The sequence below is a fragment of the Candidatus Rhodoblastus alkanivorans genome, from assembly GCF_022760755.1.
Lineage (GTDB): Bacteria > Pseudomonadota > Alphaproteobacteria > Rhizobiales > Beijerinckiaceae > Rhodoblastus > Rhodoblastus alkanivorans.
The window spans coordinates 3,982,503-4,006,268 of the sequence record NZ_JAIVFP010000001.1; the positions used below are offsets into that span (position 1 = coordinate 3,982,503).

Here is a 23,766-nt window from a genome sequence, read left to right on the forward strand (position 1 = left end):
TTCCGCTTATTGACTTTCTGGTCAGTCAATAATAATCCTGCCAATGGGAAAAGCCCATCAAAATTTCGCCGGGCCGCAGGGAGCTCCTATGTCGCCCAGTCCGCGCCTGATCGTTCCGCGTCTGATCGTTCTGCTGGCGGTTCTTCCGCTCTCCGCCTGCGGCAAGGACGCGCCGCCCGCGCCGCGGTCGCCTTTCGCCGTGCTGACGCAAAAGGCCGAGCCGCAATCCTTCGACAGCGACATCACGCTCACGGGAACCGTGCGCGCGCAAATCCAGAGCGAATTGTCCTTTCGCATCAGCGGGCGGGTAATCGAGCGCAAGGCCGATGTCGGCCAGCATGTCACGGCCGACGAAGTGCTCGCCCGGCTCGACCCGACCGAGCAGCAGGCGGATCTCAAGTCGGCGGAGGCGGGGCTCGCGGGCGCGGAGGCGACCATGCGCCAGGCCGACGCCGCCTTCGCGCGCCAGAAGGCCCTGCTCGCCAATGGCTACGCCACGCAGGCGGCGTTCGACCTCGCCGAGCGCGCCCAGCGCACCGCCGCCGGTTCGCTCGACGTGGCCAAGGCGCAGGTTACGACCGCCCAGGACGCCCTGTCCTATACTTATCTGCGGGCCGGCCATCCGGGGATGATCACCGCGCGCAATATCGAAGTGGGGCAGGTGGCGCAGGCGGCGCAGATGGCCTTTACCCTGGCGCAGGACGGCCCGCGCGACGCCGTCTTCGCGGTTTATGAATCGGCTTTCGCCAGAAAGCTCAGTTCGCCCGACATTTCTCTCGTGCTGGTCAGCGATCCTTCGGTAAAGACCTCCGGCCGGGTTCGAGAAATCTCACCCGTCGTGGACGAGAAGACCGGAACGGTCCAGGTCAAGGTGCAGATCGACGCGAAAGGTCCGGACCTGCCGCTTGGCGCCGCCGTGACCGGAAGCGGGCGCCTCCGCCTCGACAATGTTTTCGTCCTGCCCTGGACGGCGCTGAGCTCCAAGGACGGCAAGCCAGCGTTGTGGGTCGTCGATCCCGCCGACAATTCCGTTCATCTGCGCCCGGTCGCCGTGGCCTTCTATGTGAAGGAACGGGTCGTCCTGCGCGGCGGCCTGAAGCCCGGGGAGAGCGTCGTCACCGAGGGCGGAAAATTCTTGCGCGAGGGGCAGATCGTCGCTCCCCGGTCGGAGGAGCGTTCCTGATGGTTCGCACGATTCGCCTTTCGCTGGTTCTGCCTCTTGCGGCGGTCGCGGCGCTCGCCGGCTGCAAAGAGGAGAAGAACGCGCCGCCGCCGCCGCGCCCGGCCTTCACCATGGTCGTGGAGCCGAGCGCCGCCTTCGACCTGATGCTTTCGGGCACGGTGCAGCCCCAGGTGCAGACGCCGGTCGGCTTCCGCGTCATGGGGCGGATGATTTCACGCCCGGTCAAGGCCGGCGACCGGGTCCAGAAGGGCGAGACGCTGGCGGCGATCGATCCGCTTTCGCTCGAAATGGCGGCGCGCACGGCGACAGCCAATCTCGCCAACGCCCGCGCCCAATTCGACAACGCCGCCGCCACGGAGACGCGGCAGGCCGCGCTGCTCCAGAAAAAGACGACGTCGCAGGCGAGCTTCGACACCGCCCAGCAGGAGCGCGCCGCCGCTCAGGCCAATATGGAGCAGGCCGAGGCCAATCTCGTCAAAGCCAGGGAGCAGCTATCCTATGCCGTGGTGAAGGCCGATTATCCCGGGTTGGTCACCGCCACTTACGCCGAGGTCGGCCAGACCGTGTCGCCGGGCCAGTCGATCGTCGCGATCGCCGAGCCGAGCAAGCGCGACGCGGTGATCGACGCCACGGAGAACATCGTCGACGCGCTCTATATCGGCCAGAAATTCGATGTCTCCCTGCAGATCGATCCGACGAGAACGATCATCGGCGCCGTGCGCGAGATCGCGCCGGAATCGGATTCCGTGACTCGCACCCGCCGGGTGAAGATCGCGCTGGAGAATCCGCCGGATTCGTTTCGCATCGGCGCCACCATTTTCGCGCGCCTCGCGAGCGCCGCGCGCGAGGCGATCCGCATTCCAGGGTCGGCCTTGCTGCGCGAGGGCGAAAAGGCGCGGGTCTTCGTGGTCGATCCGGCGACGTCGCAGGTCAGGTTGCGCGATGTCGAGATTGCGCCCGCCCGCGAGGCCGGGCGCTGGATCGTGCGCGCCGGCCTCAAAGCCGGCGAGCGCATCGTCACCGCCGGCGTCCACCGCCTGAAGGAGGGCGAGGTTGTGAAGATTTATGGGAGCGAAGCGCCGTGAGCCGTTTCAACCTGTCGGATTGGGCGCTCGATCACCGCTCGCTCGTCTGGTATTTCATGCTCGTCTTTCTGCTGGCGGGCGTTTTCTCCTATATCAAGCTCGGCCGCGAGGAAGACCCCAATTTCACCATCAAGACCATGGTGATCCAGGCCAACTGGCCAGGCGCGACCGCCGAGGAAACCACCCTCCAGGTCACCGAGCGGATCGAGCGCAAGCTCGAAGAGCTGGAATCGCTCGATTACACCAAGTCGATCACCACCGCCGGCAGCACGACCGTCTTCGTCAACCTGCTGCCGACCACCAAGGCGCGCGATGTCCCGGCGACCTGGGTGCGCGTGCGCAACATGATCGCCGATATCCGCAGCCAGTTTCCCTCGGGCGTCCAGGGACCCTTCTTCAACGACCGTTTCGGCGACGTTTATGGCAATATCTACGCCTTCACCGCCGACGGACTGACCCTGCGCCAGTTGCGCGACCAGGTGGAGTTCGCGCGTTCGCAGATCCTGACGGTGCCCAATGTCGGCCGCGTCGATCTGATCGGCGAGCAGGACGAAGCGATCTATCTCGAATTCTCGACCCGGCAGCTGGCCGCGCTCGGTCTCGACATGCAATCGGTGATGAACACGCTTGCCGCACAGAACGCGGTGACGCCCTCGGGCTTCGTGCAGGCCGGACCGGAGCGGATCGCCGTTCGCGTCTCCGGCCAGTTCACCTCCGAGGCGTCCTTGCGCGCGATCAATCTGCGCGTCAACAACCGTTTCTTTCCGCTCACCGACGTCGCCCAAATCAAGCGCGGCTATATCGACCCGCCAAAAAGGCTGTTCCGCTACAACGGCCAGCCGGCGATCGGCCTCGCCATCGGCATGAAACAGGGCGCCAATCTGCTCGAATTCGGCGCGGCGTTGGAAAAGAAGGTCGATCTGATCAAGAGCGAGCTGCCGATCGGCGTGGACGTCTATCGCGTCTCCGACCAACCCGCCGTGGTGGACGAGGCCGTGTCCGGCTTCACACGTGGCTTGTTCGAGGCGATTGTCATCGTGCTCGGCATCAGTTTCATCAGCCTTGGCTGGCGCGCCGGCCTTGTGGTCGCCATCGCCATTCCGCTGGTGCTGGCGATCACTTTCCTCGTCATGAGAAGCACCGACATTTCCCTCCAGCGCATTTCGCTCGGCGCCTTGATCATCGCGCTCGGCCTTTTGGTGGACGACGCCATGATCGCGGTCGAGATGATGGTGGCGCGGCTGGAGCTTGGCGACGATCTGCGCAAGGCGGCGACCCATGTCTATACCAGCACCGCCTTTCCGATGCTGACCGGCACGCTGGTGACGGTGGCGGGCTTCATTCCGGTCGGGCTCAACGACAGCGCTGCGGGCGAATTCACTTTCACGCTTTTCGTGGTCATCGCCGTGTCGCTGATCGTCTCGTGGATCGTGGCGGTGCTGTTTACGCCCCTGCTTGGCGTGACGCTCCTGCCGGCGACCATGAAGGGCCATCATGAAACCGGCAAATCCTGGTTCGCGCGCGGCTTCGACCATACGCTCGATTTCTGCATGGGCCATCGCTGGATCACCATCGGCGCGACGCTAGCCGCCTTCGGCCTCGCCCTTTTCGGCATGGGATTTGTGCAGCAGCAATTCTTCCCCAGTTCCGACCGTCCGGAACTGATCATCGACTGGAACCTGCCCCAGAACGCCTCGATCCAGGACACCAACGACCAGATGGCGCGGTTCGAGCGCGAAGTGCTCGCCAAGGACAAGGACGTCGATCACTGGTCGACCTATGTCGGCGAGGGCGCCAAGCGCTTCGTCCTGTCCTTCGACGTCCAGCCTGCCAATATCGCCTTCGGCCAGATGGTGATCCTGACCAGGAGCATCGAAGCGCGCGACCGCCTGCGCGCGAAATATCAGGCCTGGCTGCGCAAGGCTTTTCCGGGAACCGACGCCTTCGTCCATCTGCTCGACATCGGGCCGCCGGTCGGGCGACCGGTGCAATATCGCGTCAGCGGCCCCGACATCAACAAGGTGCGCGACTACGCCCAGGCGCTCGGCAATATCGTGGCCAAGAACCCCCATCTCGGCGATGTGACCTTCGACTGGATGGAGCCGGCGCGCATGGTCCGCGTCAATGTTCTGCAGGATAAGGCCCGCGCCATGGGCGTGTCCTCGCAGGACATTGCGACCACCATCGACAGCGTCGTCAATGGCGCCAATGTCACCCAGGTCCGCGACGACATCTATCTTGTGGACGTCATCGCCCGGGCCCGCGACAATGAGCGCGGCTCGGTCGAAACCCTGCAGAACCTGCAATTGCCGGCGGCCAACGGCCAGTCCGTGCCGCTGGCGGCCGTGGCCAATTTCACCTATGGGCTGGAGCAGCCGACGATCTGGCGGCGCTCGCGCCAGCCGACGATCACCATCAAGGTCGCCGTCACCGACAACGCCCAGCCGGCCACAGCGGTCAACGAACTTAGCTCCCAGGTGAAGAAATTCGCGGAAACGCTGCCGCCCGAATATAAGGTCGAGGTCGGCGGCGCGGTCGAGGAGAGCGCCAAGGCTCAAGGGCCGATCAACGCCGTCATGCCGCTGATGCTGTTCATCATGGCGACCATCCTGATGATCCAGCTCCAGTCCTTCAGCAAATTGTTCCTCGTCTTCGCCGTCGCGCCGCTTGCGGTGATCGGCGTGGTCGCCGCCCTGCTGTCGAGCCATGCGCCGATGGGTTTCGTCGCCACGCTTGGCGTTCTGGCGCTGATCGGCATTCTGATCCGCAATTCGGTCATCCTGATCGTGCAGATCGACACATTGCGGAAAGAAGGCGTCGCGCCGTGGCAGGCGGTGCGCGAGGCGACCGAGCACCGCATGCGGCCGATCATGCTGACGGCCGCCGCCGCGACCCTGGCGCTGATCCCGATCTCGCGCGAAATCTTCTGGGGGCCGATGGCCTATGCGATGATGGGCGGCATCGTCGTCGGCACGGTGCTGACGCTTTTGTTCCTGCCGGCGCTTTATCTCACCTGGTTCCGCATTCCGACGCCTTCCAAGGCTGGACATGAGGCTTGATGCGGGCGAAAACGGAGACGCTGGTCTCGCCTCATGAACCCGCCTCATAATTGACGCATAAGGATGGCTGGCTCCCCCCGGGCCCGCCCGCAACTGATCCGCCCGCAAAATCATGGCTTCGAGCACGAACAAAGCACAGCCCAAAACCCCGCGCGCGCTGCTGGCGCTCCTCGCGGTTTTTGCCGCCGCGCTCGCGCTTTCCGCGGTCGGGCTCGGCATGCTGGCGCGGGAGCGCGCGAGCGCGCCGGCGCCTTCGGCCATCGGCGGCCCCTTCGCGCTCAAGACCGGCGACGGCAAGACGATCACCGACCGCGACCTGCTCGGCGAGCCTTTTCTCGTCTTCTTCGGCTATACCCATTGCCCCGACGTCTGCCCGACGACTTTGGCGCAGATCTCCCAGGTGCTGAATGATTTGGGCCCGGACAACAAGCTCAAGGTCCTGTTCATCACCGTCGATCCCGAACGCGACACGCCCAGACTGATGCAGCAATATGCCGGCAGTTTCGGTCCGAACGTCATCGGCCTGTCCGGCGACCGCGCGGCGATCGACAAGGTGATGAAGGAATATCGCGTCTATGCCCGCAAAGTCCCGGAAAAGGGCGGCGAATATTCGATGGACCATAGCGCGATCATCTATCTGATGGGCCGCGACGGCAAATTCCTGCACGCCTTCAACGTCCAGCGCCCGCCCGAACAAGCCGCCGCCGAACTGCGGCCCCTGCTGTAGCGCCGCGCATCAAATCTCAGCCTGTCGGGCCGGCCGCAGCGTCGGCCGCAAGATCGCACTGGCGCGGCAAGCCGCCAGGGCCAGGCTTTTCCCGACGAGTCGAGCGCAGTTCAATGGATTGACAGCCGGAAATATTCTTCATCTTCCGCAAAATACGCTTTTATGGGATATCGATATTTATGAACTGAAACGGGGAGGGCGGCGCATTCAGGCGAGCGCCAGTTCCCGGCGTTCGGCGCGACACGCAAGCGACGCGGGAAAGCACGACCGCGCCGGAAGGCTGTTCGGGCAGAAGGATCGACGCGAAAGAGGCGCTCGGCGGGGACAAAATACATGGCTTCCAAACAGGACGTCGCGATGATTTGGACCCGGGACAGAGGCGTCGTGAACATGGGCGGCGGCGACGCTCTCGCGGGCCTTACGCCAGACGATTGCGCGGCCCTCGCGCTGGTTCGATATCCGGACGAAATCCGGGGCTATGGCCATGCCAGGCAGGCGGCGATCGCGACGGTTTGAGCGTGGACGATCCGCGGGCGCCGCGTCACATGCGTAAGATCGACGACCTCCTGGTTTTCGTCCGCGTCGTCGAAAGCGGGAGCTTCATCGGCGCGGCGCGGCGGCTCGGGCTTCCGCCCGCGACGGTGAGCCGCAAGATCCAGGAACTGGAAGCGCGCCTGCAAATGCCGTTGCTGCGGCGAACAACGCGACGGCTTTCCATGACCGAGGCCGGCGCGGAGGTTTTCGCTGCGGCGTCGCGCGGCGTCGCCGCGCTCGAAGAGGCGGAAGCGATCGTTCTGGCGCGGCGCGAAACGCCGTCGGGACTTCTCCGGGTCGCCGCGCCCTATGCCTTCGGCCTTCTGCGCCTCGAACCGATCATTCGGGCTTTTCAGGCCGCCTTTCCTTTGATCCGGCTTGAAATCGCACTGACGAACGAGCCGATCGATCTGACGAACTATGATTTCGACGTCGCATTCCGCGCGGGACCGATCGCCGACTCGCCCTATGTCGCGCGCCCGTTCTTTACTGGACGATCGATCGTCGTCGCCGCGCCGGATTGTATCGCGCGGGACGGCCTCCCCCCTTCGCCGCACGATCTTGCCGGGCGCAATATCGCGATCCTTACCGGCCCCGTGTTCCTGGGGTGTCCGAGTTTGGCCGCATCTTCCGTCCTCCGTTTCCTGCGCGGCGGAGACATTGCGGAGCTGACGTTTTCGCCCAGCCTGGCTTCCAACGAGCCGATGCTCCTGCTCGCCCATGCGCTCGCCAGCGTGGGCCCCGCCGTACTCTATGAGGGGCTCTGCCAGGAGCATATCGAGAAGGGCGATCTGGTCGTCCTTCTCGACGATTGGCGGCTCGAGGCGACGCTGGAGCTGTCGCTGATTTATGAGCGCCGCTCCCCCACGGATCCGAAGATTCGCGCCTTCATTGACTTCGTCATCGAAAGCGCCCGCCATCGGAAGGGCTTTGTCGGCGCCAAACCGCCATGAGGCGCGATTAGGAACAAAAATGGAATATTGAAGTTGATTTTTCAGGAGTTATCGCGGGATGGGCCCGCGGTTAGCTTCTTCGCATCTTGGAAAGCAGGAGGCGAGACGATGAATAGAGCGATCATTTATGGACTGGCGGGGTTGGGATTCCTGTGCGCCGGCGCAGCCCTGGCGGGCGAGGCGGCTCACTCGAATTCGACCTGCATCGTTCGGCCCGGTTACTGGGGATATGCGCCCATCACCTGCGATGAGCAGCAGGCCGCCGCGCAGCCACGGAACCAGGCGCATTATGAGAGGCGCGACGCCAGGACAAGACACTAATCCGAACCTGCGGGCGCCCGGGCTTTCGACCGCGCGCCCGCTTCGGCTCCATCAGCTTTTCCCGTCGCTCGAAACCGGGACGAAATCGTCGCGTTCGAGCCGCGGCGAGCGCTTCGACTCCAGGCGTTTCATCGTGGATGACGAAGGACGGATCGTGGAGGCAGGCGCCGTCGCGCGCAGTCCAGGCGCCGCCGCGCGCAGTCAAAGCGATCTTGCGCCGGGAAAGGAGGAGCGCCTCTTCTCCCGCGTCGAACAATTGCTTAAGGGAGACGCCGCCGTCGAACCTGTGTCGATCGACGAACGGGAGACGCTCCTCCTGATGAAAGCCGTGAAAAAGGCGCAGGGCTATCTCGCGGCGGCGGCGCGCATGCTGGGCGTCACCCGACCGCGGATCGTCTAACGGCTCAAGAGCAGCGGGATGCCGCAGGAATCCGGTCGCCGCAGCAATTGATGTCATGGCGACGCCGCCGGCCAGCGGCCAAGACCGCGCCGGCATAATTTTCGCACAGCAGCGGACGGGCGACAATGAGGGGCGCGGGCCTGCTGGCGCGAAAAGCATGCGTCCCGTGGGACCGGGGGACAAAAATCACCGCTCTCGCGTGCGCGGATACCCCTGAGAAAATCCTGTGGCATTTTTTCTGAGTGCATTCAAAGAGTTGTTTTCGGAGACAGCGGTCGAACCTGCTAACCGCTTGCAATCACCAGCGCGGGCCCGCAATCTCGTTCAGTTCTTGTTCTTGGCGAAGCTTGCGCAGGCGCGCCGCTTGTTCGGCTTGCTCAGCTTCGAGGCGGCGCTGATTCGCCTCAATATCACGAAATCTGGCTTCCGCTTCGGCCTCGGCGGCTTCGGATTGCTCACGAGCAACCAGAGCGTTGAGATTAGCTTCGTATGCGGCTTCGGCAGCGTCCGCTTCAGCCTTGCAAGTGGCCGGACTGTCACAAGCATAAGCGGGAGCGACAAGGGCGTGGAGGCACAGAACCATCATGATCGCCCTGAACATTCCCCCCTGTCGTAGCCCTGCCATACGCCGCGGGGATGAGGCTTGTTCGGGAAGTTCTAACCGAAGCATGCAGCCTGGTAGCTATATGGTAGCTAAGAACAAGAACAGCCGTGAACGGAATCGCCCTAACAGATTGACTTTAATGGCGCGCCCGAAAGGATTCGAACCTCTGACCCCCAGATTCGTAGTCTGGTGCTCTATCCAGCTGAGCTACGGGCGCATCGCCTCGCCAGCCTTGCGGTCCGGCGACGGTGGCGCTGTTTAGCGGCTCCCACGCGCCTTGGCAATAGGCAAAGATGCGGCCGGCCGCCAAAATCGCGCCCCTCGCGTTGACTTTTTCCGGACCATCGCCCTATAAGGCCGCTCGCGATTTTCGGCTTCGCGCCGGGGTCGTTTTTGTCATTGCAACGGACGGATTTGTCACTGCAACGGACGGAAACGGCGAGCGCGAACCATTGACGACATGGCGGCGTTCGGCCCTTTGGCGACGCGCCAAAACCAATGCGCCAAGATCAACGCGCAAACCAAGCGGAGCATTCCCGTGAAGCGGACCTATCAGCCCTCCAAGCTCGTGCGCAAGCGCCGTCATGGCTTTCGCACCCGTATGGCCACCGTCGGCGGCCGCAAGATTCTCAACGCCCGCCGCGCCCGCGGCCGCAAGCGTCTCTCGGCCTGACGCATCGGCGCCGGCGCGACCGGCTTTCGCCATGACCCGTCGAAAGGACGGCCCGTCCCCCGTCGCGCACGCCGGCTCCGGCGTGCGTATTGGCGTTTTGCGGCTTAAAAAGCGCCCCGATTTCGTCGCCGCCGCCAAGGGGCGCCGCCAGCATCAAAAAGCTTTCGTGCTTCAGGCGCGCGAGCGCGAATCGGCGCCCGGCGAGACCGAGGGGCCCCGGGTCGGCTTCACCGTGACCAAAAAGGTCGGCAAGGCGGTCGTCCGCAACCGCATTCGCCGACGCCTGCGGGAGGTCGTGAGACTCGCCGGGGCAGAACCGTTCACGCCGGGCTGCGACTATGTCGTGGCGGCGCGGCGCGAGGCCTTGGCTGCTCCCTTCGACGAATTGCGCGGCGAACTGTTCCGCGCGCTGAAGAAAATCCATCGGGCCGGAACCCTCCGGCCTCCCGTCGCGCCGGCCGGCGACCGCAAGCAAGACCTCTGAACATGCAGCAGGACTCCCGCAATCTTCTCATCGCCATGGGCTTGTCGCTCCTGGTCATTCTCGGCTGGAGCCATTTCTTCGGCGCGCCCAAGGTCGAGCAGGCCCGGCGGATGCAGCAGCAGCTCAGCCAGATGGAGGGCGCAGGCGCCGCCCATCCCGGCGTCGCCGAGCCTGGCCAAGCGCCCGGCCAAGGGCCGGTCACGCAGTTTATGACCCGCGCCGAGGCCCTCGCACAGAGCAAAAGAATTCCGCTGGAAACGCCCAGCCTGTTCGGCTCCATCGCCCTGAAAGGCGCGCGTCTCGACGATCTTTCGTTGCGCCATTACCGCGAGACGACCAATCCCAAGAGCCCGAACATCATCCTGCTGTCGCCCTCCGGCGCGCCCGACGCCTATTTCGTCGATTTCAATTATGTCGCGCAAAACGGCGGGAATTTGAAACTGCCGAATTCCGACACGATCTGGGCCGCCGACGGCGACAAGCTGACGCCCGCGACGCCGGTCACGCTTACTTTCGACAATGGCTCCGGCCTGATCTTCAAGCGCAAGGTCTCGGTGGACGATCATTACCTCTTCACGGTGACCGACACGGTCGAGAACCGCGGCAAGGACACGGTTGCGTTCTTTCCCGATTCCAGCGTCACCCGGCAGGGCACGCCCAAGACCTCGGGCTATAGCGTGCTGCATGAGGGCTTCGTCGGCGTGATCGGCGCCGACGCGCGCTCGACCGAGATCACCTACCATGGGATCGCCAAGGAGACCAACGAAGCCAAGGTGCTGCCGGTCGATTCCTACGCCGAAGGCGGCTGGCTCGGCTTCACCGATAAATATTGGGCGACCGCGGTCATCCCCGACCCGACCGAGAGCTACAAGGGCTGGTTCCGCGAATTCCCCGGCGCGCTGCCGCAATATCAGGCCGACGCCTTCGGCAAGGCCCGGACCCTCGCGCCCGGCGCCAACATGGTCCTGACGACGCGGCTGTTCGCCGGCGCCAAGGAGTCCAGCATTCTCGAATATTACGAGAAGGATGTCGGCATCAAGAAACTCGATCTGCTGATCGATTGGGGCTATTTCTTCTTCATTACCAGGCCAATGTTCTGGCTGCTGGAGACGATCTACAAGCTCGTCGGCAATTTCGGCGTCGCCATTCTCGCTGTCACCCTGGTCGTCAAGCTCCTGTTCTTCCCCCTCGCCAACCGTTCCTATCTCTCGATGGCGAAGATGAAGGAGGCTCAGCCCAAAATCAAAGCGCTGCAGGAGCTTTATCCCGACGACAAGATGAAGCAGCAGCAGGAGATGATGGAGCTTTACAAGAGGGAGAAGATCAATCCGGTGTCCGGCTGCCTGCCGATGATCCTCCAGATCCCGGTCTTCTTCTCGCTCTACAAGGTCCTGTTCGTCGCCATCGAAATGCGCCAGGCGCCGTTCTTCGGCTGGATCAAGGACCTTTCGGCGCCCGATCCGACCAATATTTTCAATCTGTTCGGCCTCCTGCCCTTCGAGCCGACCCAATTGCCGGTGTTCGGCCATTTCCTGCACCTCGGCGTATGGCCGTTGGTCATGGGCGTGTCGATGTGGGTTCAGATGAAGATGAACCCCGAACCAACCGACCCGGTGCAAAAGACCATGTTCGCCTGGATGCCGGTGATCTTCACCTTCATGCTCGGCTCTTTCCCGGCGGGTCTGGTGATCTACTGGACCTGGAACAATCTTCTCTCGGTGTCGCAGCAAATGCTGATCATGAAAAAGGCCGGCGTGAAGGTCGAATTGTTCGACAATCTGCGCAAGACTTTTTCGCGCAAGGCGGCGTGAGCGAAGCCGTCGCCGTCCGCGCCTTACGCCATCCCTCTCTCCGTATGCGGGGAGAGGGCGATGAAGTGATCGGCATCGAGCTAGCATTAGGGCAATGGTCTTGACCGACACCGAATCTGCCATGGATTTCATTGAGATCGGGCGAAAACTCTTCGCCTGGAATTGCGAATTCGTCTGGGCGGCGTCGAAGATCGCGGAATTGCCGCCGATGGGGCCGGTCGAAATCGCCTTCGCCGGGCGCTCCAATGTCGGGAAATCGTCCCTGCTCAATGCGCTGACCGGCCGCAAGACCCTGGCGCGGACCTCGCATACGCCGGGGCGGACCCAGCAGCTCAATTTCTTCGCCCTCGGCCCGGATTCCAAAGCGCCGCTGGTGCGCCTCGTGGATATGCCCGGCTATGGCTATGCCGCCGTCTCCAAGGAGAAGATCGCCGGCTGGACGCGGCTGATGCAGGATTTCCTGCGCGGACGGGCGTCGCTCGCGCGGGTCTTCGTGCTGGTGGACGGGCGCCACGGCCTCAAGGATCTCGACCGCGACATGCTGAAGCGCCTCGACCAGGCGGCCCTGTCCTATCAGCTGGTGCTGACCAAGCGCGACGAGGTCAAGAAGGGCGAGATCGAAAAGACCATCGCTGACGCCCAGGCCGTCCTGCGCGGCCACCCGGCGGCGCATCCCGACGTCATTTTCCTGTCATCGCATCAGGGCGAAGGTTTGCCCGAATTGCGCGCCGCGGTGGCCCGGCTCCTGTTCGAACGCGACAGAACGATTTTCGAGCCCGCGCAGATCGGCTAAACAGCCAATTCTCCGCAAGAGGCAGCACCAAAGGCGACAACCATGAGCGAAGCCCCGGCCACGACCGCCCCTCTCAGCCAAGCCGCCGCGATCGATCAGGCCCGAATCCTGACGCAGGCGCTACCCCATATGCTGCATTACGACGACGCCATCGTCGTGGTGAAATATGGCGGCCACGCCATGGGCGACGAAACCACCGCGCGCAATTTCGCCCGCGACATGGTCCTGCTCGAACAATCGGGCGTCAATCCGGTGGTCGTGCATGGCGGCGGCCCGCAGATCGGCGCCATGCTCAACAAGCTCGGCATCAAGTCGGAATTCGCCGACGGCCTGCGGGTGACCGACAAGGCCACGGTCGAGGTGGTCGAGATGGTCCTTGCCGGCTCGATCAACAAGCAGATCGTCGGCTTCATCAACAACGCCGGCGGGCGCGCCATCGGCCTGTGCGGCAAGGACGGCAATATGGTCACCGCCCGCAAGGTCGAAAAGAGAGACGGCGACGGCCGGCCTCCGGTCGATCTCGGCTTTGTCGGCGAGCCCGCCAAAGTGGACGCGACTGTTCTGGAGCAGGTGCTCGGCCGCGAACTGATCCCCGTGCTCGCGCCGGTCGCGCTCGGCGCCGAGGGCGAAACCTATAATGTCAACGCCGACACTTTCGCCGGCGCAATCGCGGGGGCCCTGGCCGCCAAGCGCCTGCTGCTCCTCACCGACGTGCCAGGCGTGCTCGATAAGGACAAGAACCTGATCAAGGAATTGCGAATCGGAGATATCCCGGCGCTGATCGCCGATGGAACCATCACCGGCGGCATGATTCCGAAGGTCGAGACCTGCATCTACGCCATCGAACAGGGCGTCGAGGGCGTCGTCATTCTCGACGGCAAGATTCCCCACGCCGTGCTGATCGAATTGCTCACCGACCACGGCGCCGGCACGCTGATCACAAGGTGACCAAAACGGACGCCCATCTCGCGCGCGACCCGGCGGCCTTCCGCCGGGTGAACACCTGGGTATTCGACCTCGACAACACCCTTTATCCGCCCCACAGCGATCTCTGGCCGCGCATCGACGCCCGCATCACCGCCTATATGATCGCGCTGCTCGGACTCGACGGCCAATCGGCCCGCGCGCTGCAGAAACATTATTATCGCGTCTATGGCACGACGCTGGCCGGCCTGATCAAGGAATATGACGTGGCGCCGGACGACTTTCTGCATTTCGTCCATGACATCGACCGTTCCTCGCTCGATCCCAATCCGGCTTTGGCCGGGGCCATGGAGGCGCTGCCGGGCCGCAAGCTCATTCTCACCAACGGCTCGCACGCCCATGCGCTCGCCACCGCAAAACAGCTCGGGATCGATCATCTTTTCGACGGCATGTTCGCGATCGAGCATGGCGATTACCTGCCCAAGCCCCACATCGAAACCTATCAGAAATTTTTCGAGCGCCACGCGGTTGATCCCGCGCGCGCTGCTATGTTCGAAGACATAGTGCACAACCTTACGGCGCCTCATGCAAGCGGCATGATCACTGTTCTGGTGCGCCCGAAAGAAGGCGCGGCCGACCACCGCGAGCCGTGGGAAAAGCACGACGACACGCCGCCGCATGTCGATTTCGCGACGGACGATCTCGTCGGCTTTTTGTCCGATCTGGTTCGCGGTTAGGGGCCATTGTCATAGCAGGGATATTTCTGAAAACCGGCGCGCGATTTTCGGAAATCCCGCTCAGTCTTCCACGCTCTCGCGCAAGCGGAACAGCAGGGCGCTATCAATGAACTCATGCACTTCGACCACGGCGTCGCCTTCGACGCGGATGAAGCTGAGACATTGGAGGAGGTCCTCGCGGCCGGTGCCGCGATGGCGCAGGCGCATCTCATAACGGGCGCAGGCCTGTTCGCCGTTGATCAGCACGTCGTGGAAACGAATTTTCTTCTGCTGAAATTCAACCGAAAAAGCCTTGAGATAGGCCAGAATCGACTCTCTGCGGCAGCTCAGGCCGGCATAGGGCCAGCGCGACCGGTCGCCATTCATCATCCAATCGGCCTCGGGCGCGAACAAAGCCTCGAGCTTTGCGGGATCGCTCCGCCGATCGAGCAAAGTGGAGACGATCTGTTCGAACCTCATCCTGCTAAACTGCGACGCCAGGCTTTCGCTTTCGCCTCCGCTCATGCCGCTCATTTGTCCGTTCCGTCGCCTTCGCATTAGAGGGACCTCACGGCTGAGGCAAGTAGCGCGCCTTTTCGGGCGCGCTGAGTAGAAATACCTAGTTCTTGGCCTTGTCGACCAGCTTGTTCTTGCCGATCCACGGCATCATGGCGCGCAGCCTGGCGCCGACCTCCTCGATCTGATGCGCGTCATTGACGCGGCGGATGCCCTTGAAGCGGGCGGCGCCGGCCTTGTATTCCTGCATCCATTCCGAGGTGAACTTGCCGGTCTGGATGTCCGTCAGGACTTCCTTCATCTCCGCCTTGGTCTGCGGCGTGATGATGCGCGGCCCGGTGACATATTCGCCCCATTCCGCGGTGTTGGAGATCGAATAGTTCATATTGGCGATGCCGCCCTCATAGATGAGGTCGACGATCAGCTTCACCTCGTGCAGACATTCGAAATAGGCCATTTCCGGCGCGTAGCCGGCCTCGACCAGGGTCTCGAAACCGGCGCGGATCAGTTCCACGAGGCCGCCGCACAGCACGGCCTGCTCGCCGAACAGGTCGGTCTCGCATTCTTCCTTGAACGTCGTCTCGATGATGCCGGAGCGCCCGCCGCCGATCGCCGAGGCATAGGACAGGCCGATGTCATGGGCGTTGCCGGAGGCGTCCTGATGGACCGCAATCAGGCACGGCACGCCGCCGCCCTTGAGATATTCGCCGCGCACGGTGTGGCCGGGGCCCTTGGGCGCGACCATAAGCACGTCGATGTCCTTGCGCGGTTCGATCAGGGCGAAATGGACGTTGAGGCCATGGGCGAACAGCAAAGCCGCGCCGGGACGGATATTGTCGGCGATCTCGTTCTTGTAGATCTCGGCCTGGAGTTCGTCCGGCGTCAGCATCATCAGCACGTCGGCCCAGCGCGCGGCCTCGTCCACGCTCATCACCTTGACGCCCTCGCCCTCGGCCTTCTTGGCGGTGGCCGACCCCCGACGCAGGGCGACCGCGACTTCCTTCACGCCGGAATCGCGCAGATTGAGAACGTGGGCGTGGCCCTGCGAGCCATAGCCGACCACGGCGACCTTCTTGCCCTTGATCAGATTGATGTCGGCATCGCTATCGTAATAAACGCGCATCGTGCTTCTTCCGGGTTTTTCAGCGCGGGCTTGGCGCCCAAGGATTTGGAAAAAGCGTCATAAGGGCTGAAACCTTTCTCGTCAAAGGAAAGTGGGGGGCGGAAAACCCGCCGCCTCGTCACACGAACAGTCCCGCAAAGGCGGAATAGACGCCGAAACCCGCCGCAATGGCGACGATCGCGCCGCAAAGCGCGGCGTAGCCGCCCTGCAGGCGCCAGGGCTCCGGCAAGCGGCGCGCCAGCAGGTAGAGAAAGCCCAGAACGGTCGGCAGAAGCAGGGCGTTCATCACCTGAACGCCGATGCTCAGCGAAACCAGATTGGCGCCCGAGGCCACGGTCAGCGCGCAGGCGATCAGAACGATGGTATAGGCGCCATAGAACCAGGGCGCGTCGCGCGGCGAATGGTCGAGGCTGCAATTCACCTTGAGAATTTCGCCCAGGGTGCGCGCCGCGGTGACGGTGACCACGATCGCCGCCACCAAGGCCGCGCCGGCAAGCCCGAGACCGAAGAGAAGCCTCCCGGCGAACTCGCCGAGGAAAGGGGTGATCGCCTTGGCGATCTGTTGAACCGTGTCGAGCTCGCCGCTTTTGCCCGCCGCGCCGAGCGTGGCGGCGGCGGCGACGAGTACGGCGGCCATAATGATTTGCGTCGCGATCGAACCGATAAACGTGTCGGCGCGCGCCGCGCCAATGTCCGCCACGGTCAGTTTCTTTTCGACGACGGCGCTTTGCTGGAAAAACACCATCCAGGGCATGATGACCGCGCCGATATTGGCGGCGACCAGATAGAGATATTTCGGATCGCGGAAGGGAATATCGATCACTTGCGCCGCAACCACGGCAGGATCGGGGCGCGCCAGAATCGCCACGACCAGAAACACCAGCTCGAAGGCGCCGACCGCCAGAGCGATGCGCTCGACCGTCAGATAGGAGTGGGTATAGGCCATGAGCAGGAGCGCCGAGGCGACCAGGAACATGGTGACCGGCGCGGACAGGCCCATCAGCGCGCCGACGCCCGCGAGGCCCGCGAATTCGGAGAGCAGCGCGCCCACGCAGCAAATGATGAGGGTCAGCACCGAAAACCACGCCCAGAATCGTCCGAAATGCTTTTCGATCAGCTCCGCATGGCCCTGGCCGGTGACGAGGCCCAGCCGGACGGTCAGCTCCTGCACCACATAAAGAACGGGGATCAGCGCAAATTGCAGCCACAGCAGGCGATAGCCCCAGGCGGCGCCGCTTTGCGCCGCGGTGATGACGCTGCCCGCGTCGGTATCGGCGAGCATGACCACCATGCCGGGTCCCGCAACCGCGAGAAATTTGCCCAAACGTGCGCGGCGCGGCAGAACTTCGCTCAGGTCAGCCATGTCAGCACTCTCAAGGATTCTTCCGCGCCTCTTTGGCGCCGCCGCCGACCGGCCGCGATCAAGAGGGGGAGATTTTAGACATCGTCTAAGCTTTGGGGCCGCGACGAATTGCCTCAGCCGCGGGCGGAGACGGCGGCTCTTCTTCGACGGACTCGCCGCCGATGACATAGGCGCCGCTCAGCCAGCGGTGCAGATCGACGTCGGCGCAGCGTTTCGAGCAGAAAGGCTTGTAGGCCTCCTGGACGGGCTTGCCGCAGATCGAACAGGCGGCGACCTGTTTCGCCTTTCGCGCCATCAGGCGAAGACCTCGGGCGCGGCCCAGGATTCATGGGCGCGATAGCCGAGGCCGTCGAGAAGCGCCATGGTTTCATAAAGCGGCAGGCCGACGACGGCGCTATAGGACCCGACGAGTTTCACCACGAAGGCCCCGGCGACGCCCTGGATGGCGTAGCCGCCCGCCTTGCCATGCCATTCGCGCGAGGCGAGATAAGCGGCGATTTCGTGGCCCGACAGGCGCTTGAATCTCAGGCGAGCCTCGACCAGACGGGAACGTTCGCGGCCCGATGGGTCGATCACGGCGACGCCGGTGTAGACGCGATGGGCGCGCCCCGAAAGCAGCCGCAGGCAATGATCGGCGTCATCCGAGGTCTCGCATTTCGGCAGGATGCGCCGCCCGACGCAAACCACGGTGTCCGCGGCGACGACATAGGCGCCCTGCAGTTCCGCGCGGCCCTGCGCGGTCTTGGCGCCGACGCGGGCCTTTTCGAGGGCGAGCCGCGCGGCGAGCTTGCGCGGCGATTCGTTGCGCCCGGGCGATTCGTCGAGATCGGCGGGCAGGAGCGCGTCGGGCTCAATCCCGATCTGCTGGAGAAGCGCGAGGCGGCGCGGCGAGCCGGAGGCGAGCGCGAGACGCGCGGTGCGGGTTTTCGGCTCAGCGGTCACGGGCGTTCCGGGCGCAATTATTTGAAGCGATAAGTGATCCGGCCCTTGGTCAGATCATAGGGCGTCATTTCCACCAGAACGCGGTCTCCGGTGAGCACGCGAATGCGGTTCTTGCGCATTTTCCCCGCCGTATGGGCGATGATTTCATGGTCGTTTTCGAGAGTCACCCGAAAAGTGGCGTTGGGCAGCAATTCGCTGACGACGCCGGGAAATTCCAACAGTTCTTCTTTCGACATCTGGATCCTTGCCATACTCGCGGCCTGTCCCGGTCGCGACGTTTCGAACTCCTCGCGGCCTACGCCGGAAGTCGGCTTGCCATGGCCGCCGAACTCGATCAAGGTGAATTGATCGCCAGCCTGACGCTTGCGCGATGGGTTTGTGAAATATATCTGCGCTCTATATGGTCCGTCGGCCACGGTCGGACAAGCTGGCCGAGCTTTAACGAGCCGGTCGCGCTATAACAAATTGCGACGCGTCTGCCAATGGCGCGCGATGGGAACAACGACCAAGACTTTTCGACGATCAAACATGGTTGAGCGATGAAAAATCTGTTCACTTTGCAAAAGCGCCTGATGCGCACGAGTTTCGAGCTGGTCGAAATCCAGACCGCCGCGCTAACGACCATTTCCGCGCGCCTTCCCATGATTGCTGCCGCCGCCTCGGGCTTCGCCACGGAGCAGCAGCGCCAGGAAACCCATGACATGGTCGCGGAAAAGCTCCAGGCCGCGTCCGAAGGCATCGGGCTCGGCGCCTTACAAACGGCGAAGGCGACCATGAAGGTCATGACCGGGGACGCCGATCCCCTCGCCATGGCCGGCCATATGATGGATGTCGCGGCCGCGGCGACCCGGCCGGCGCGGAAAAAGGTGCGCGCCAACGCTCGGCGGCTCGCCCGCGCGCATTAAGGCGGACGCGGGGCGTCCGGGGCGATGCAGATTTTTGAACGGTCCGGCCGACTTCGCTTTTTCGGGGCTGGACAAGGCGCTTTCGCCTTTCTATAAGGCGCGAACCTCGACGGCCCCGGCCGTCGCGACGAGGTCATCGCCCAGGTAGCTCAGTTGGTAGAGCATGCGACTGAAAATCGCAGTGTCGGTGGTTCGATTCCGCCCCTGGGCACCATATCTCCTTCCAAAGCAGTCCAAAAACGTCCGAAAAGAACTGAAAAACAAAGGATTTCCTTGGTTTTTCAGTCCAAAGTCGTTCATCGCGGTTCAGTTGCGTCCGCCAAAACTGTTGGTACATTTGTTGGAACAGGCCCGATACCAACATTTGAGATACCAACATGGCTCTCACGGAACTCCAAATCCGCAACGCCAAGCCCGGCGAAAAAATCATCAAGCTTTCGGACGGCGGCGGCCTGCAATTGTGGCTTTCTCCCGACGGGGCCAAGCGCTGGCGCCTAGCCTATCGCTACAATGATTCGCAAAAAGCGTTGGCTATCGGCGTTTATCCCGCAATAGGCCTCAAGGAAGCCCGTGTGGCGCGGGAGGAGGCCAAGCGCTTGTTGGCTGCCGGTCAAGACCCGACGCTAGCCAAACAGCTCGCTAAGGTCGCCAAGGTGGCCGCGTCGGCCAATACTTTCGACGCCATAGCGGCCGAATTGTTGGACAAAAAACGCAACGAGGGAAAGGCCGCTCAAACCATCATCAAGGTCGAATGGCTGTTCAGTCTCGCCCGCTCCGATATTGGGGCGCGCCCGATTGCCGAACTGTCCACGCCGGAAATATTAGCAGCGTTGCGAAAGGTCGAAGCGCGCGGACGGCGCGAAACAGCCAGAAGGCTTCGCGCCGTCATTGGCGAGGTCTTTCGTTACGCCGTCGCCACCGGACGCGCCGAGCGCGACCCAACCTCCGACCTGAAAGGCGCCCTGGCCACGCCAATTGTCCAAAATCGCGCGGCCATTATCGAGCCAAAAGCGTTTGGCGGGTTGTTGCGCGCCATCGCGACTTATGAAGGCGCCCCCGAAACAAAGGCGGCGTTAGGTTTGTTGCCGTTGACCTTCGTTCGTCCCGGCGAGCTTCGCGCTGCGGAATGGGCCGAATTCGATTTGGACGCCGCTGTTTGGGCGATTCCTGCCGAAAAGATGAAAATGAAGCGCCCGCACCGCGTCCCGCTTGCGCCGCAGGCTGTAGTCATCCTGCGCGACTTGCAAAAGCTGACGGGGGCCGGAAAACTTCTGTTTCCGTCCATTCGTTCGGCGACGCGCTGCATGAGCGAAAACACCATCAATGCGGCCTTACGCCGCCTTGGTTTCAGCAAAGACGAGATGACGGGCCATGGCTTCCGGTCTGCCGCCTCTTCGATCCTCAATGAAAGCGGCCTTTGGAATTCCGACGCCATCGAACGTCAGTTGGCGCATGTCGATAACGATAGCATCCGTCGAGCATATGCCCGCGCCGATTTTTGGGACGAGCGCGTCCGCATGATGGCGTGGTGGGCCGATAAATGCGATGAATTGCGTCGCGGCGGCGAGGTCGTCCCCCTGCGCGCGTAAAGCTCCTGCCGGCGCGTGCAATTGGAAAAAATATGTGCCAACAATGCTGAATAGCTCAAGCGATTCAGCCCATCGATGGACAAGCGCAGCCTTTCCGAGCGCGATATTTGCACGAAATTCATTTTGCCCGCCCTCACGCGCGCAGGCTGGGATGTCATTTCCCAAATCCGCGAGGAACTTTATTTTACCAAGGGGCGGATCATCGTCCGCGGCAAGCTGGTCAGCCGGGGCAAGGCCAAGAAGGCCGATTTCGTTCTTTATATTAAACAGAACATCCCGGTCGCCCTGATCGAAGCGAAGGACAACAACCACGCCGTCGGCGACGGGATGCAGCAGGGCCTCGAATATGCCGAGGCCCTCGGCGTCCCGTTCGTCTTCTCGTCGAATGGCGACGGGTTCATTCTTCACGACCGTACCGGCGCCGCCACGGCGATCGAGACCAATCTCGGCCTTGACGCCTTTCCCTCGCCAGCCGATTTATGGGCGCGTTATTGCGCATGGAAAGGTTTGCCCCCCGAAGCCGAAAAGATCGTCCTTCAGGACTTTTTCGACGACGGAAGCGGCAAGGCGCCCCGCTATTACCAGGTCGCCGCCGTCAATGCCGCGATTGAGGCGATCGCCAAAGGCCAGAACCGCGTCCTGCTGGTCATGGCCACCGGCACGGGCAAAACCTACACCGCCTTCCAGATCATCTGGCGCCTGTGGAAATCCGGGCGAAAAAAGCGGATTCTTTTTCTGGCCGACCGGAACGTCCTGATTGACCAGACCATGGCCAATGATTTTCGGCCCTTCGGCCCGGCCATGGCGAAATTGTCCACCAGCGCCAAGACCATCGAACGCCCTGACGGCGCGACCGTCGATCTTCCGCTGGCCCTCGACAAGAAACGCCGGATCGACACCGCCTTTGAAATCTACCTCGGCCTCTATCAGGCCATCACCGGCCCCGAGGACCGGGACAAAATCTTCCGCGAATTCTCGCCGGGATTTTTCGATCTGATCGTCATCGACGAATGTCACCGGGGCAGCGCCGCCGCCGATTCCGCGTGGCGCGAGATTCTCGACCATTTTTCGTCGGCGACCCAGATCGGCCTGACCGCGACGCCGAAGGAGACCGAATATGCCTCCAACATCCATTATTTCGGCGAGCCGGTTTATTCCTACACATTGAAACAAGGCATCAGCGACGGCTTCCTTGCCCCTTACAAGGTCATCAAAGTCCACATCGATCGCGACATTGAAGGCTATCGGCCGGAAAAGGGCCAACTCGACCGCGAGGGCGAGGAAATCGAGGATCGGATATACAACACCAAGGATTTCGACCGGAACCTCGTCCTCGACGACCGCACCAAGCTGGTGGCAGCGAAGGTCACAGAGTTCCTGAAGGAAAGCGGCGATCGTTTCCAGAAAACCATCGTCTTTTGCGTCGACCAGGAGCACGCCGCCCGCATGCGGCAGGCCCTGATCAACGAGAACGCCGACCTGTGCGCCGATAATCCGCGCTATGTCATGCGCATCACCGGCAGCGACAAGGAGGGGCAGGATCAACTGGGAAATTTCATCGACCCGGAATCAAAATATCCCGTCATCGTCACGACCTCGCGCCTTCTTTCGACCGGCGTCGACGCCCAGACCTGCCGCCTCATCGTTCTCGACCGCGCCGTCGGCTCCATGACCGAGTTCAAGCAGATCGTCGGCCGCGGCACCCGCGTCCACGAGGACACCAAGAAATTCTATTTCACCCTGATCGATTTTCGAGGCGCGACCAGCCATTTCGCCGACCCGGATTTCGACGGCGAGCCGGTCCAGATATACCAGCCCGGGGAAAACGACCCCATCACCCCGCCTGACGACGCGTCCTCGACCACCGACGCGCCGACGCAACCGGGACCGGACGAATCCACCATCGACGACCCGACATCGGTCACCTTCCCCGACAAGAAGGGCAAGCAGAAGAAGATCTATGTCGATGGCGTCGATGTGCTGATCGTCGCCGAGCGCGTCGAATATCTGGACGAGAACGGCAAGCTGGTCACGGAATCCTTGCGGGATTTCACCAAGGCGGCGCTGAAAAAACGCTTCGCCAGCCTCGACGATTTTTTGAAACGTTGGAAATCTACCGAACGCAAACAGGCGATCATTGACGAGTTGGCGGAGGAAGGTCTTTCGCTCGACCCGCTAGCCGACGAGGTCGGCAAGAATCTCGATCCCTTCGACCTGATTTGCCACGTCGCTTTCGGTCAGAAACCGCTGACCCGGCGCGAACGGGCGGAGAAGGTCAAGAAGCGCGACGTTTTCACCAAATACGGCCCGCAGGCTCGCGCGGTGCTCGACGCCCTGCTCGCCAAATATGCTGACGAAGGCGTGCTCAGCCTCGACGACACCAACGTGCTAAAAATCCCGCCTTTCACCGCCATGGGCAGCGTCGTCCAGCTTGTCAGGGAATTTGGCGGTAAGCCGGGATTCGAGAAAGCCGTGCACGAACTGCAAGACGCGCTCTATCAGGAGGCGGGTTAAGCGATGCCATTGGACTGGGATGAAATTGAGCCGCAGGCCGCCCGAATCTTCAACATTTGGACGAGCGAGGGCGACTTGCATTTCGCGAAAGAAACCTGGGGACACTTGGCTTCGGCTGGTCTTGCGGACGACGATGGCCCGGTCGTTTACACGCTGTCGCTTTTGCGTCTGCTTGTTCTCAGACAAATTTGCGGCGAGTTCTCTCGTGAAAAATGGGATGAAGGCGCGGACGACGACTTAGCGGATTGCGCTTCCGAACTGGACTTCGACCAACTCGCGCTCGGCGTCATCGCTGGCGAGCACATGAAAGGCGACGCGCTGCTGTACCACGATGAATACGACCTCAAGTGCGCGGCTATCGCCGTCGCCTGCGACGCTGTGCGAGCAGAAGTCGTTGACTGCCTGCGAAAGGCCTACGGAGGCTCCGGCGGCGTATATGCGCGTTTGTCGCGAATCGCCGGAGACGATGATGGCGGCGGACCTGACGACTATAACGCCACCGCCAACAACCTCGCCGCATTTAATTATTCTGAAGACCTGTGAGAGA

General features: G+C 62.7%; 25 protein-coding genes, 2 tRNA genes and 1 pseudogene. 20 read left to right on the top strand and 8 right to left on the bottom strand.

Features of this window, described 5'->3' with window-relative positions; genetic code table 11:
* The first annotated feature begins 88 nt into the window (after positions 1 to 88).
* The 8 genes from K2U94_RS18520 (at position 89) to K2U94_RS18555 (ending at position 8,262) form a co-directional block, all read left to right on the top strand.
* Positions 89 to 1,183 carry an efflux RND transporter periplasmic adaptor subunit gene (locus K2U94_RS18520; protein WP_243068626.1) on the top strand — a complete coding sequence of 365 codons (1,095 nt, stop codon included), beginning with the start codon at positions 89 to 91 and terminating at the stop codon, positions 1,181 to 1,183.
* Positions 1,183 to 2,268, top strand: coding sequence for an efflux RND transporter periplasmic adaptor subunit (locus K2U94_RS18525; RefSeq protein WP_243068627.1), 1,086 nt, complete (start codon positions 1,183 to 1,185; stop codon positions 2,266 to 2,268). Before K2U94_RS18520 ends, K2U94_RS18525 begins: the two co-directional genes overlap by 1 nt.
* The gene (locus K2U94_RS18530) at positions 2,265 to 5,327 is read left to right on the top strand and encodes an efflux RND transporter permease subunit (protein WP_243068628.1); all 3,063 of its coding nucleotides are present in this window, start codon (positions 2,265 to 2,267) and stop codon (positions 5,325 to 5,327) included. Before K2U94_RS18525 ends, K2U94_RS18530 begins: the two co-directional genes overlap by 4 nt.
* 112 nt (positions 5,328 to 5,439) lie before the next feature.
* Positions 5,440 to 6,054, top strand: a complete 615-nt coding sequence (locus K2U94_RS18535) for an SCO family protein (protein ID WP_243068629.1) — start codon at positions 5,440 to 5,442, stop codon at positions 6,052 to 6,054.
* 333 nt (positions 6,055 to 6,387) lie between these two features.
* Complete coding sequence (locus K2U94_RS18540) at positions 6,388 to 6,570, top strand: hypothetical protein (RefSeq protein ID WP_243068630.1); 183 nt, start codon at positions 6,388 to 6,390, stop codon at positions 6,568 to 6,570.
* A 29-nt stretch (positions 6,571 to 6,599) separates the two neighbouring features.
* Positions 6,600 to 7,541, top strand: coding sequence for a LysR family transcriptional regulator (locus K2U94_RS18545; protein WP_243068631.1), 942 nt, complete (start codon positions 6,600 to 6,602; stop codon positions 7,539 to 7,541).
* A gap of 108 nt (positions 7,542 to 7,649) precedes the next feature.
* Positions 7,650 to 7,862 carry a hypothetical protein gene (locus K2U94_RS18550; RefSeq protein WP_243068632.1) on the top strand — a complete coding sequence of 71 codons (213 nt, stop codon included), beginning with the start codon at positions 7,650 to 7,652 and terminating at the stop codon, positions 7,860 to 7,862.
* A 133-nt stretch (positions 7,863 to 7,995) separates the two neighbouring features.
* Positions 7,996 to 8,262 (top strand): helix-turn-helix domain-containing protein, encoded by a 267-nt coding sequence (locus K2U94_RS18555; protein WP_243068633.1) that lies wholly within the window; start codon positions 7,996 to 7,998, stop codon positions 8,260 to 8,262.
* A 298-nt stretch (positions 8,263 to 8,560) separates the two neighbouring features.
* Here K2U94_RS18555 and K2U94_RS18560 read toward each other — a convergent pair whose 3' ends face one another.
* Both K2U94_RS18560 and K2U94_RS18565 read right to left on the bottom strand, forming a co-directional pair.
* Positions 8,561 to 8,863 (bottom strand): hypothetical protein, encoded by a 303-nt coding sequence (locus K2U94_RS18560; RefSeq protein WP_243068634.1) that lies wholly within the window; start codon positions 8,861 to 8,863, stop codon positions 8,561 to 8,563.
* A gap of 143 nt (positions 8,864 to 9,006) precedes the next feature.
* Positions 9,007 to 9,083 (bottom strand) — tRNA-Arg (locus K2U94_RS18565).
* Positions 9,084 to 9,404: 321 nt separating this feature from the next.
* On the opposite strand from K2U94_RS18565, the gene rpmH reads away from it, so the two are divergent.
* The 6 genes from rpmH to K2U94_RS18595 all read left to right on the top strand — a co-directional run bounded on the left by rpmH (position 9,405) and on the right by K2U94_RS18595 (position 14,288).
* Positions 9,405 to 9,539 (top strand): 50S ribosomal protein L34, encoded by a 135-nt coding sequence (gene rpmH, locus K2U94_RS18570; protein ID WP_243068635.1) that lies wholly within the window; start codon positions 9,405 to 9,407, stop codon positions 9,537 to 9,539.
* A 31-nt stretch (positions 9,540 to 9,570) separates the two neighbouring features.
* Positions 9,571 to 10,023 carry a ribonuclease P protein component gene (gene rnpA, locus K2U94_RS18575; RefSeq protein WP_243068636.1) on the top strand — a complete coding sequence of 151 codons (453 nt, stop codon included), beginning with the start codon at positions 9,571 to 9,573 and terminating at the stop codon, positions 10,021 to 10,023.
* A gap of 2 nt (positions 10,024 to 10,025) precedes the next feature.
* A complete protein-coding gene (gene yidC / locus K2U94_RS18580; RefSeq protein WP_243068637.1) occupies positions 10,026 to 11,834 on the top strand; it encodes a membrane protein insertase YidC in 1,809 nt (602 codons plus the stop codon).
* A 121-nt stretch (positions 11,835 to 11,955) separates the two neighbouring features.
* The gene (gene yihA, locus K2U94_RS18585) at positions 11,956 to 12,627 is read left to right on the top strand and encodes a ribosome biogenesis GTP-binding protein YihA/YsxC (protein ID WP_243068638.1); all 672 of its coding nucleotides are present in this window, start codon (positions 11,956 to 11,958) and stop codon (positions 12,625 to 12,627) included.
* A 42-nt stretch (positions 12,628 to 12,669) separates the two neighbouring features.
* A complete protein-coding gene (gene argB / locus K2U94_RS18590; RefSeq protein ID WP_243068639.1) occupies positions 12,670 to 13,575 on the top strand; it encodes an acetylglutamate kinase in 906 nt (301 codons plus the stop codon).
* Complete coding sequence (locus tag K2U94_RS18595; protein WP_243068640.1) at positions 13,572 to 14,288, top strand: pyrimidine 5'-nucleotidase; 717 nt, start codon at positions 13,572 to 13,574, stop codon at positions 14,286 to 14,288. Before argB ends, K2U94_RS18595 begins: the two co-directional genes overlap by 4 nt.
* 60 nt (positions 14,289 to 14,348) lie before the next feature.
* Here K2U94_RS18595 and K2U94_RS18600 read toward each other — a convergent pair whose 3' ends face one another.
* The 6 genes from K2U94_RS18600 to infA all read right to left on the bottom strand — a co-directional run bounded on the left by K2U94_RS18600 (position 14,349) and on the right by infA (position 18,447).
* The gene (locus K2U94_RS18600; protein WP_243068641.1) at positions 14,349 to 14,801 is read right to left on the bottom strand and encodes a nuclear transport factor 2 family protein; all 453 of its coding nucleotides are present in this window, start codon (positions 14,799 to 14,801) and stop codon (positions 14,349 to 14,351) included.
* An 85-nt stretch (positions 14,802 to 14,886) separates the two neighbouring features.
* Complete coding sequence (gene ilvC / locus K2U94_RS18605; RefSeq protein ID WP_243068642.1) at positions 14,887 to 15,906, bottom strand: ketol-acid reductoisomerase; 1,020 nt, start codon at positions 15,904 to 15,906, stop codon at positions 14,887 to 14,889.
* Between the two features lie 118 nt (positions 15,907 to 16,024).
* Complete coding sequence (locus K2U94_RS18610) at positions 16,025 to 17,269, bottom strand: NRAMP family divalent metal transporter (protein WP_243068643.1); 1,245 nt, start codon at positions 17,267 to 17,269, stop codon at positions 16,025 to 16,027.
* Between the two features lie 85 nt (positions 17,270 to 17,354).
* A complete protein-coding gene (locus K2U94_RS18615; protein WP_243068644.1) occupies positions 17,355 to 17,564 on the bottom strand; it encodes a DNA gyrase inhibitor YacG in 210 nt (69 codons plus the stop codon).
* Positions 17,564 to 18,211, bottom strand: coding sequence for a Maf family nucleotide pyrophosphatase (locus K2U94_RS18620; RefSeq protein WP_243068645.1), 648 nt, complete (start codon positions 18,209 to 18,211; stop codon positions 17,564 to 17,566). Before K2U94_RS18620 ends, K2U94_RS18615 begins: the two co-directional genes overlap by 1 nt.
* 17 nt (positions 18,212 to 18,228) lie before the next feature.
* Positions 18,229 to 18,447, bottom strand: coding sequence for a translation initiation factor IF-1 (gene infA / locus K2U94_RS18625; RefSeq protein ID WP_243068646.1), 219 nt, complete (start codon positions 18,445 to 18,447; stop codon positions 18,229 to 18,231).
* 303 nt (positions 18,448 to 18,750) lie between these two features.
* Between infA and K2U94_RS18630 the strand changes: the two genes are divergently transcribed.
* The 6 genes and pseudogenes from K2U94_RS18630 to K2U94_RS18655 all read left to right on the top strand — a co-directional run bounded on the left by K2U94_RS18630 (position 18,751) and on the right by K2U94_RS18655 (position 23,762).
* Complete coding sequence (locus K2U94_RS18630; RefSeq protein WP_243068647.1) at positions 18,751 to 19,116, top strand: hypothetical protein; 366 nt, start codon at positions 18,751 to 18,753, stop codon at positions 19,114 to 19,116.
* Positions 19,117 to 19,254: 138 nt separating this feature from the next.
* A tRNA-Phe gene (locus K2U94_RS18635) sits at positions 19,255 to 19,330 on the top strand.
* A 163-nt stretch (positions 19,331 to 19,493) separates the two neighbouring features.
* Positions 19,494 to 20,066, top strand: a pseudogene (locus K2U94_RS20845) (tyrosine-type recombinase/integrase); the annotation flags it as partial.
* 75 nt (positions 20,067 to 20,141) lie between these two features.
* A complete protein-coding gene (locus K2U94_RS18645) occupies positions 20,142 to 20,705 on the top strand; it encodes a tyrosine-type recombinase/integrase (protein ID WP_243068917.1) in 564 nt (187 codons plus the stop codon).
* 75 nt (positions 20,706 to 20,780) lie between these two features.
* The gene (gene hsdR, locus K2U94_RS18650; protein ID WP_369334831.1) at positions 20,781 to 23,219 is read left to right on the top strand and encodes an EcoAI/FtnUII family type I restriction enzme subunit R; all 2,439 of its coding nucleotides are present in this window, start codon (positions 20,781 to 20,783) and stop codon (positions 23,217 to 23,219) included.
* A 9-nt stretch (positions 23,220 to 23,228) separates the two neighbouring features.
* Positions 23,229 to 23,762, top strand: a complete 534-nt coding sequence (locus K2U94_RS18655) for a hypothetical protein (protein WP_243068649.1) — start codon at positions 23,229 to 23,231, stop codon at positions 23,760 to 23,762.
* Positions 23,763 to 23,766: the final 4 nt, after the last annotated feature.

Excerpts from the sequence above, each read along its gene's own strand:
- K2U94_RS18540 (WP_243068630.1), top strand. The coding sequence starts at position 6,388 with ATGGCTTCCAAACAGGACGTCGCGATGATTTGGACCCGGGACAGAGGC.
- K2U94_RS18545 (WP_243068631.1), top strand. The coding sequence starts at position 6,600 with ATGCGTAAGATCGACGACCTCCTGGTTTTCGTCCGCGTCGTCGAAAGC.
- argB (WP_243068639.1), top strand. The coding sequence starts at position 12,670 with ATGAGCGAAGCCCCGGCCACGACCGCCCCTCTCAGCCAAGCCGCCGCG.
- K2U94_RS18535 (WP_243068629.1), top strand. The coding sequence starts at position 5,440 with ATGGCTTCGAGCACGAACAAAGCACAGCCCAAAACCCCGCGCGCGCTG.
- K2U94_RS18550 (WP_243068632.1), top strand. The coding sequence starts at position 7,650 with ATGAATAGAGCGATCATTTATGGACTGGCGGGGTTGGGATTCCTGTGC.
- K2U94_RS18630 (WP_243068647.1), top strand. The coding sequence starts at position 18,751 with ATGAAAAATCTGTTCACTTTGCAAAAGCGCCTGATGCGCACGAGTTTC.
- K2U94_RS18560 (WP_243068634.1), bottom strand. The coding sequence starts at position 8,863 with ATGTTCAGGGCGATCATGATGGTTCTGTGCCTCCACGCCCTTGTCGCT.
- yidC (WP_243068637.1), top strand. The coding sequence starts at position 10,026 with ATGCAGCAGGACTCCCGCAATCTTCTCATCGCCATGGGCTTGTCGCTC.
- yihA (WP_243068638.1), top strand. The coding sequence starts at position 11,956 with ATGGATTTCATTGAGATCGGGCGAAAACTCTTCGCCTGGAATTGCGAA.
- infA (WP_243068646.1), bottom strand. The coding sequence starts at position 18,447 with ATGTCGAAAGAAGAACTGTTGGAATTTCCCGGCGTCGTCAGCGAATTG.
- K2U94_RS18525 (WP_243068627.1), top strand. The coding sequence starts at position 1,183 with ATGGTTCGCACGATTCGCCTTTCGCTGGTTCTGCCTCTTGCGGCGGTC.
- rnpA (WP_243068636.1), top strand. The coding sequence starts at position 9,571 with ATGACCCGTCGAAAGGACGGCCCGTCCCCCGTCGCGCACGCCGGCTCC.
- K2U94_RS18615 (WP_243068644.1), bottom strand. The coding sequence starts at position 17,564 with ATGGCGCGAAAGGCGAAACAGGTCGCCGCCTGTTCGATCTGCGGCAAG.
- K2U94_RS18520 (WP_243068626.1), top strand. The coding sequence starts at position 89 with ATGTCGCCCAGTCCGCGCCTGATCGTTCCGCGTCTGATCGTTCTGCTG.
- K2U94_RS18610 (WP_243068643.1), bottom strand. The coding sequence starts at position 17,269 with ATGGCTGACCTGAGCGAAGTTCTGCCGCGCCGCGCACGTTTGGGCAAA.
- K2U94_RS18600 (WP_243068641.1), bottom strand. The coding sequence starts at position 14,801 with ATGAGCGGCATGAGCGGAGGCGAAAGCGAAAGCCTGGCGTCGCAGTTT.
- hsdR (WP_369334831.1), top strand. The coding sequence starts at position 20,781 with ATGGACAAGCGCAGCCTTTCCGAGCGCGATATTTGCACGAAATTCATT.
- ilvC (WP_243068642.1), bottom strand. The coding sequence starts at position 15,906 with ATGCGCGTTTATTACGATAGCGATGCCGACATCAATCTGATCAAGGGC.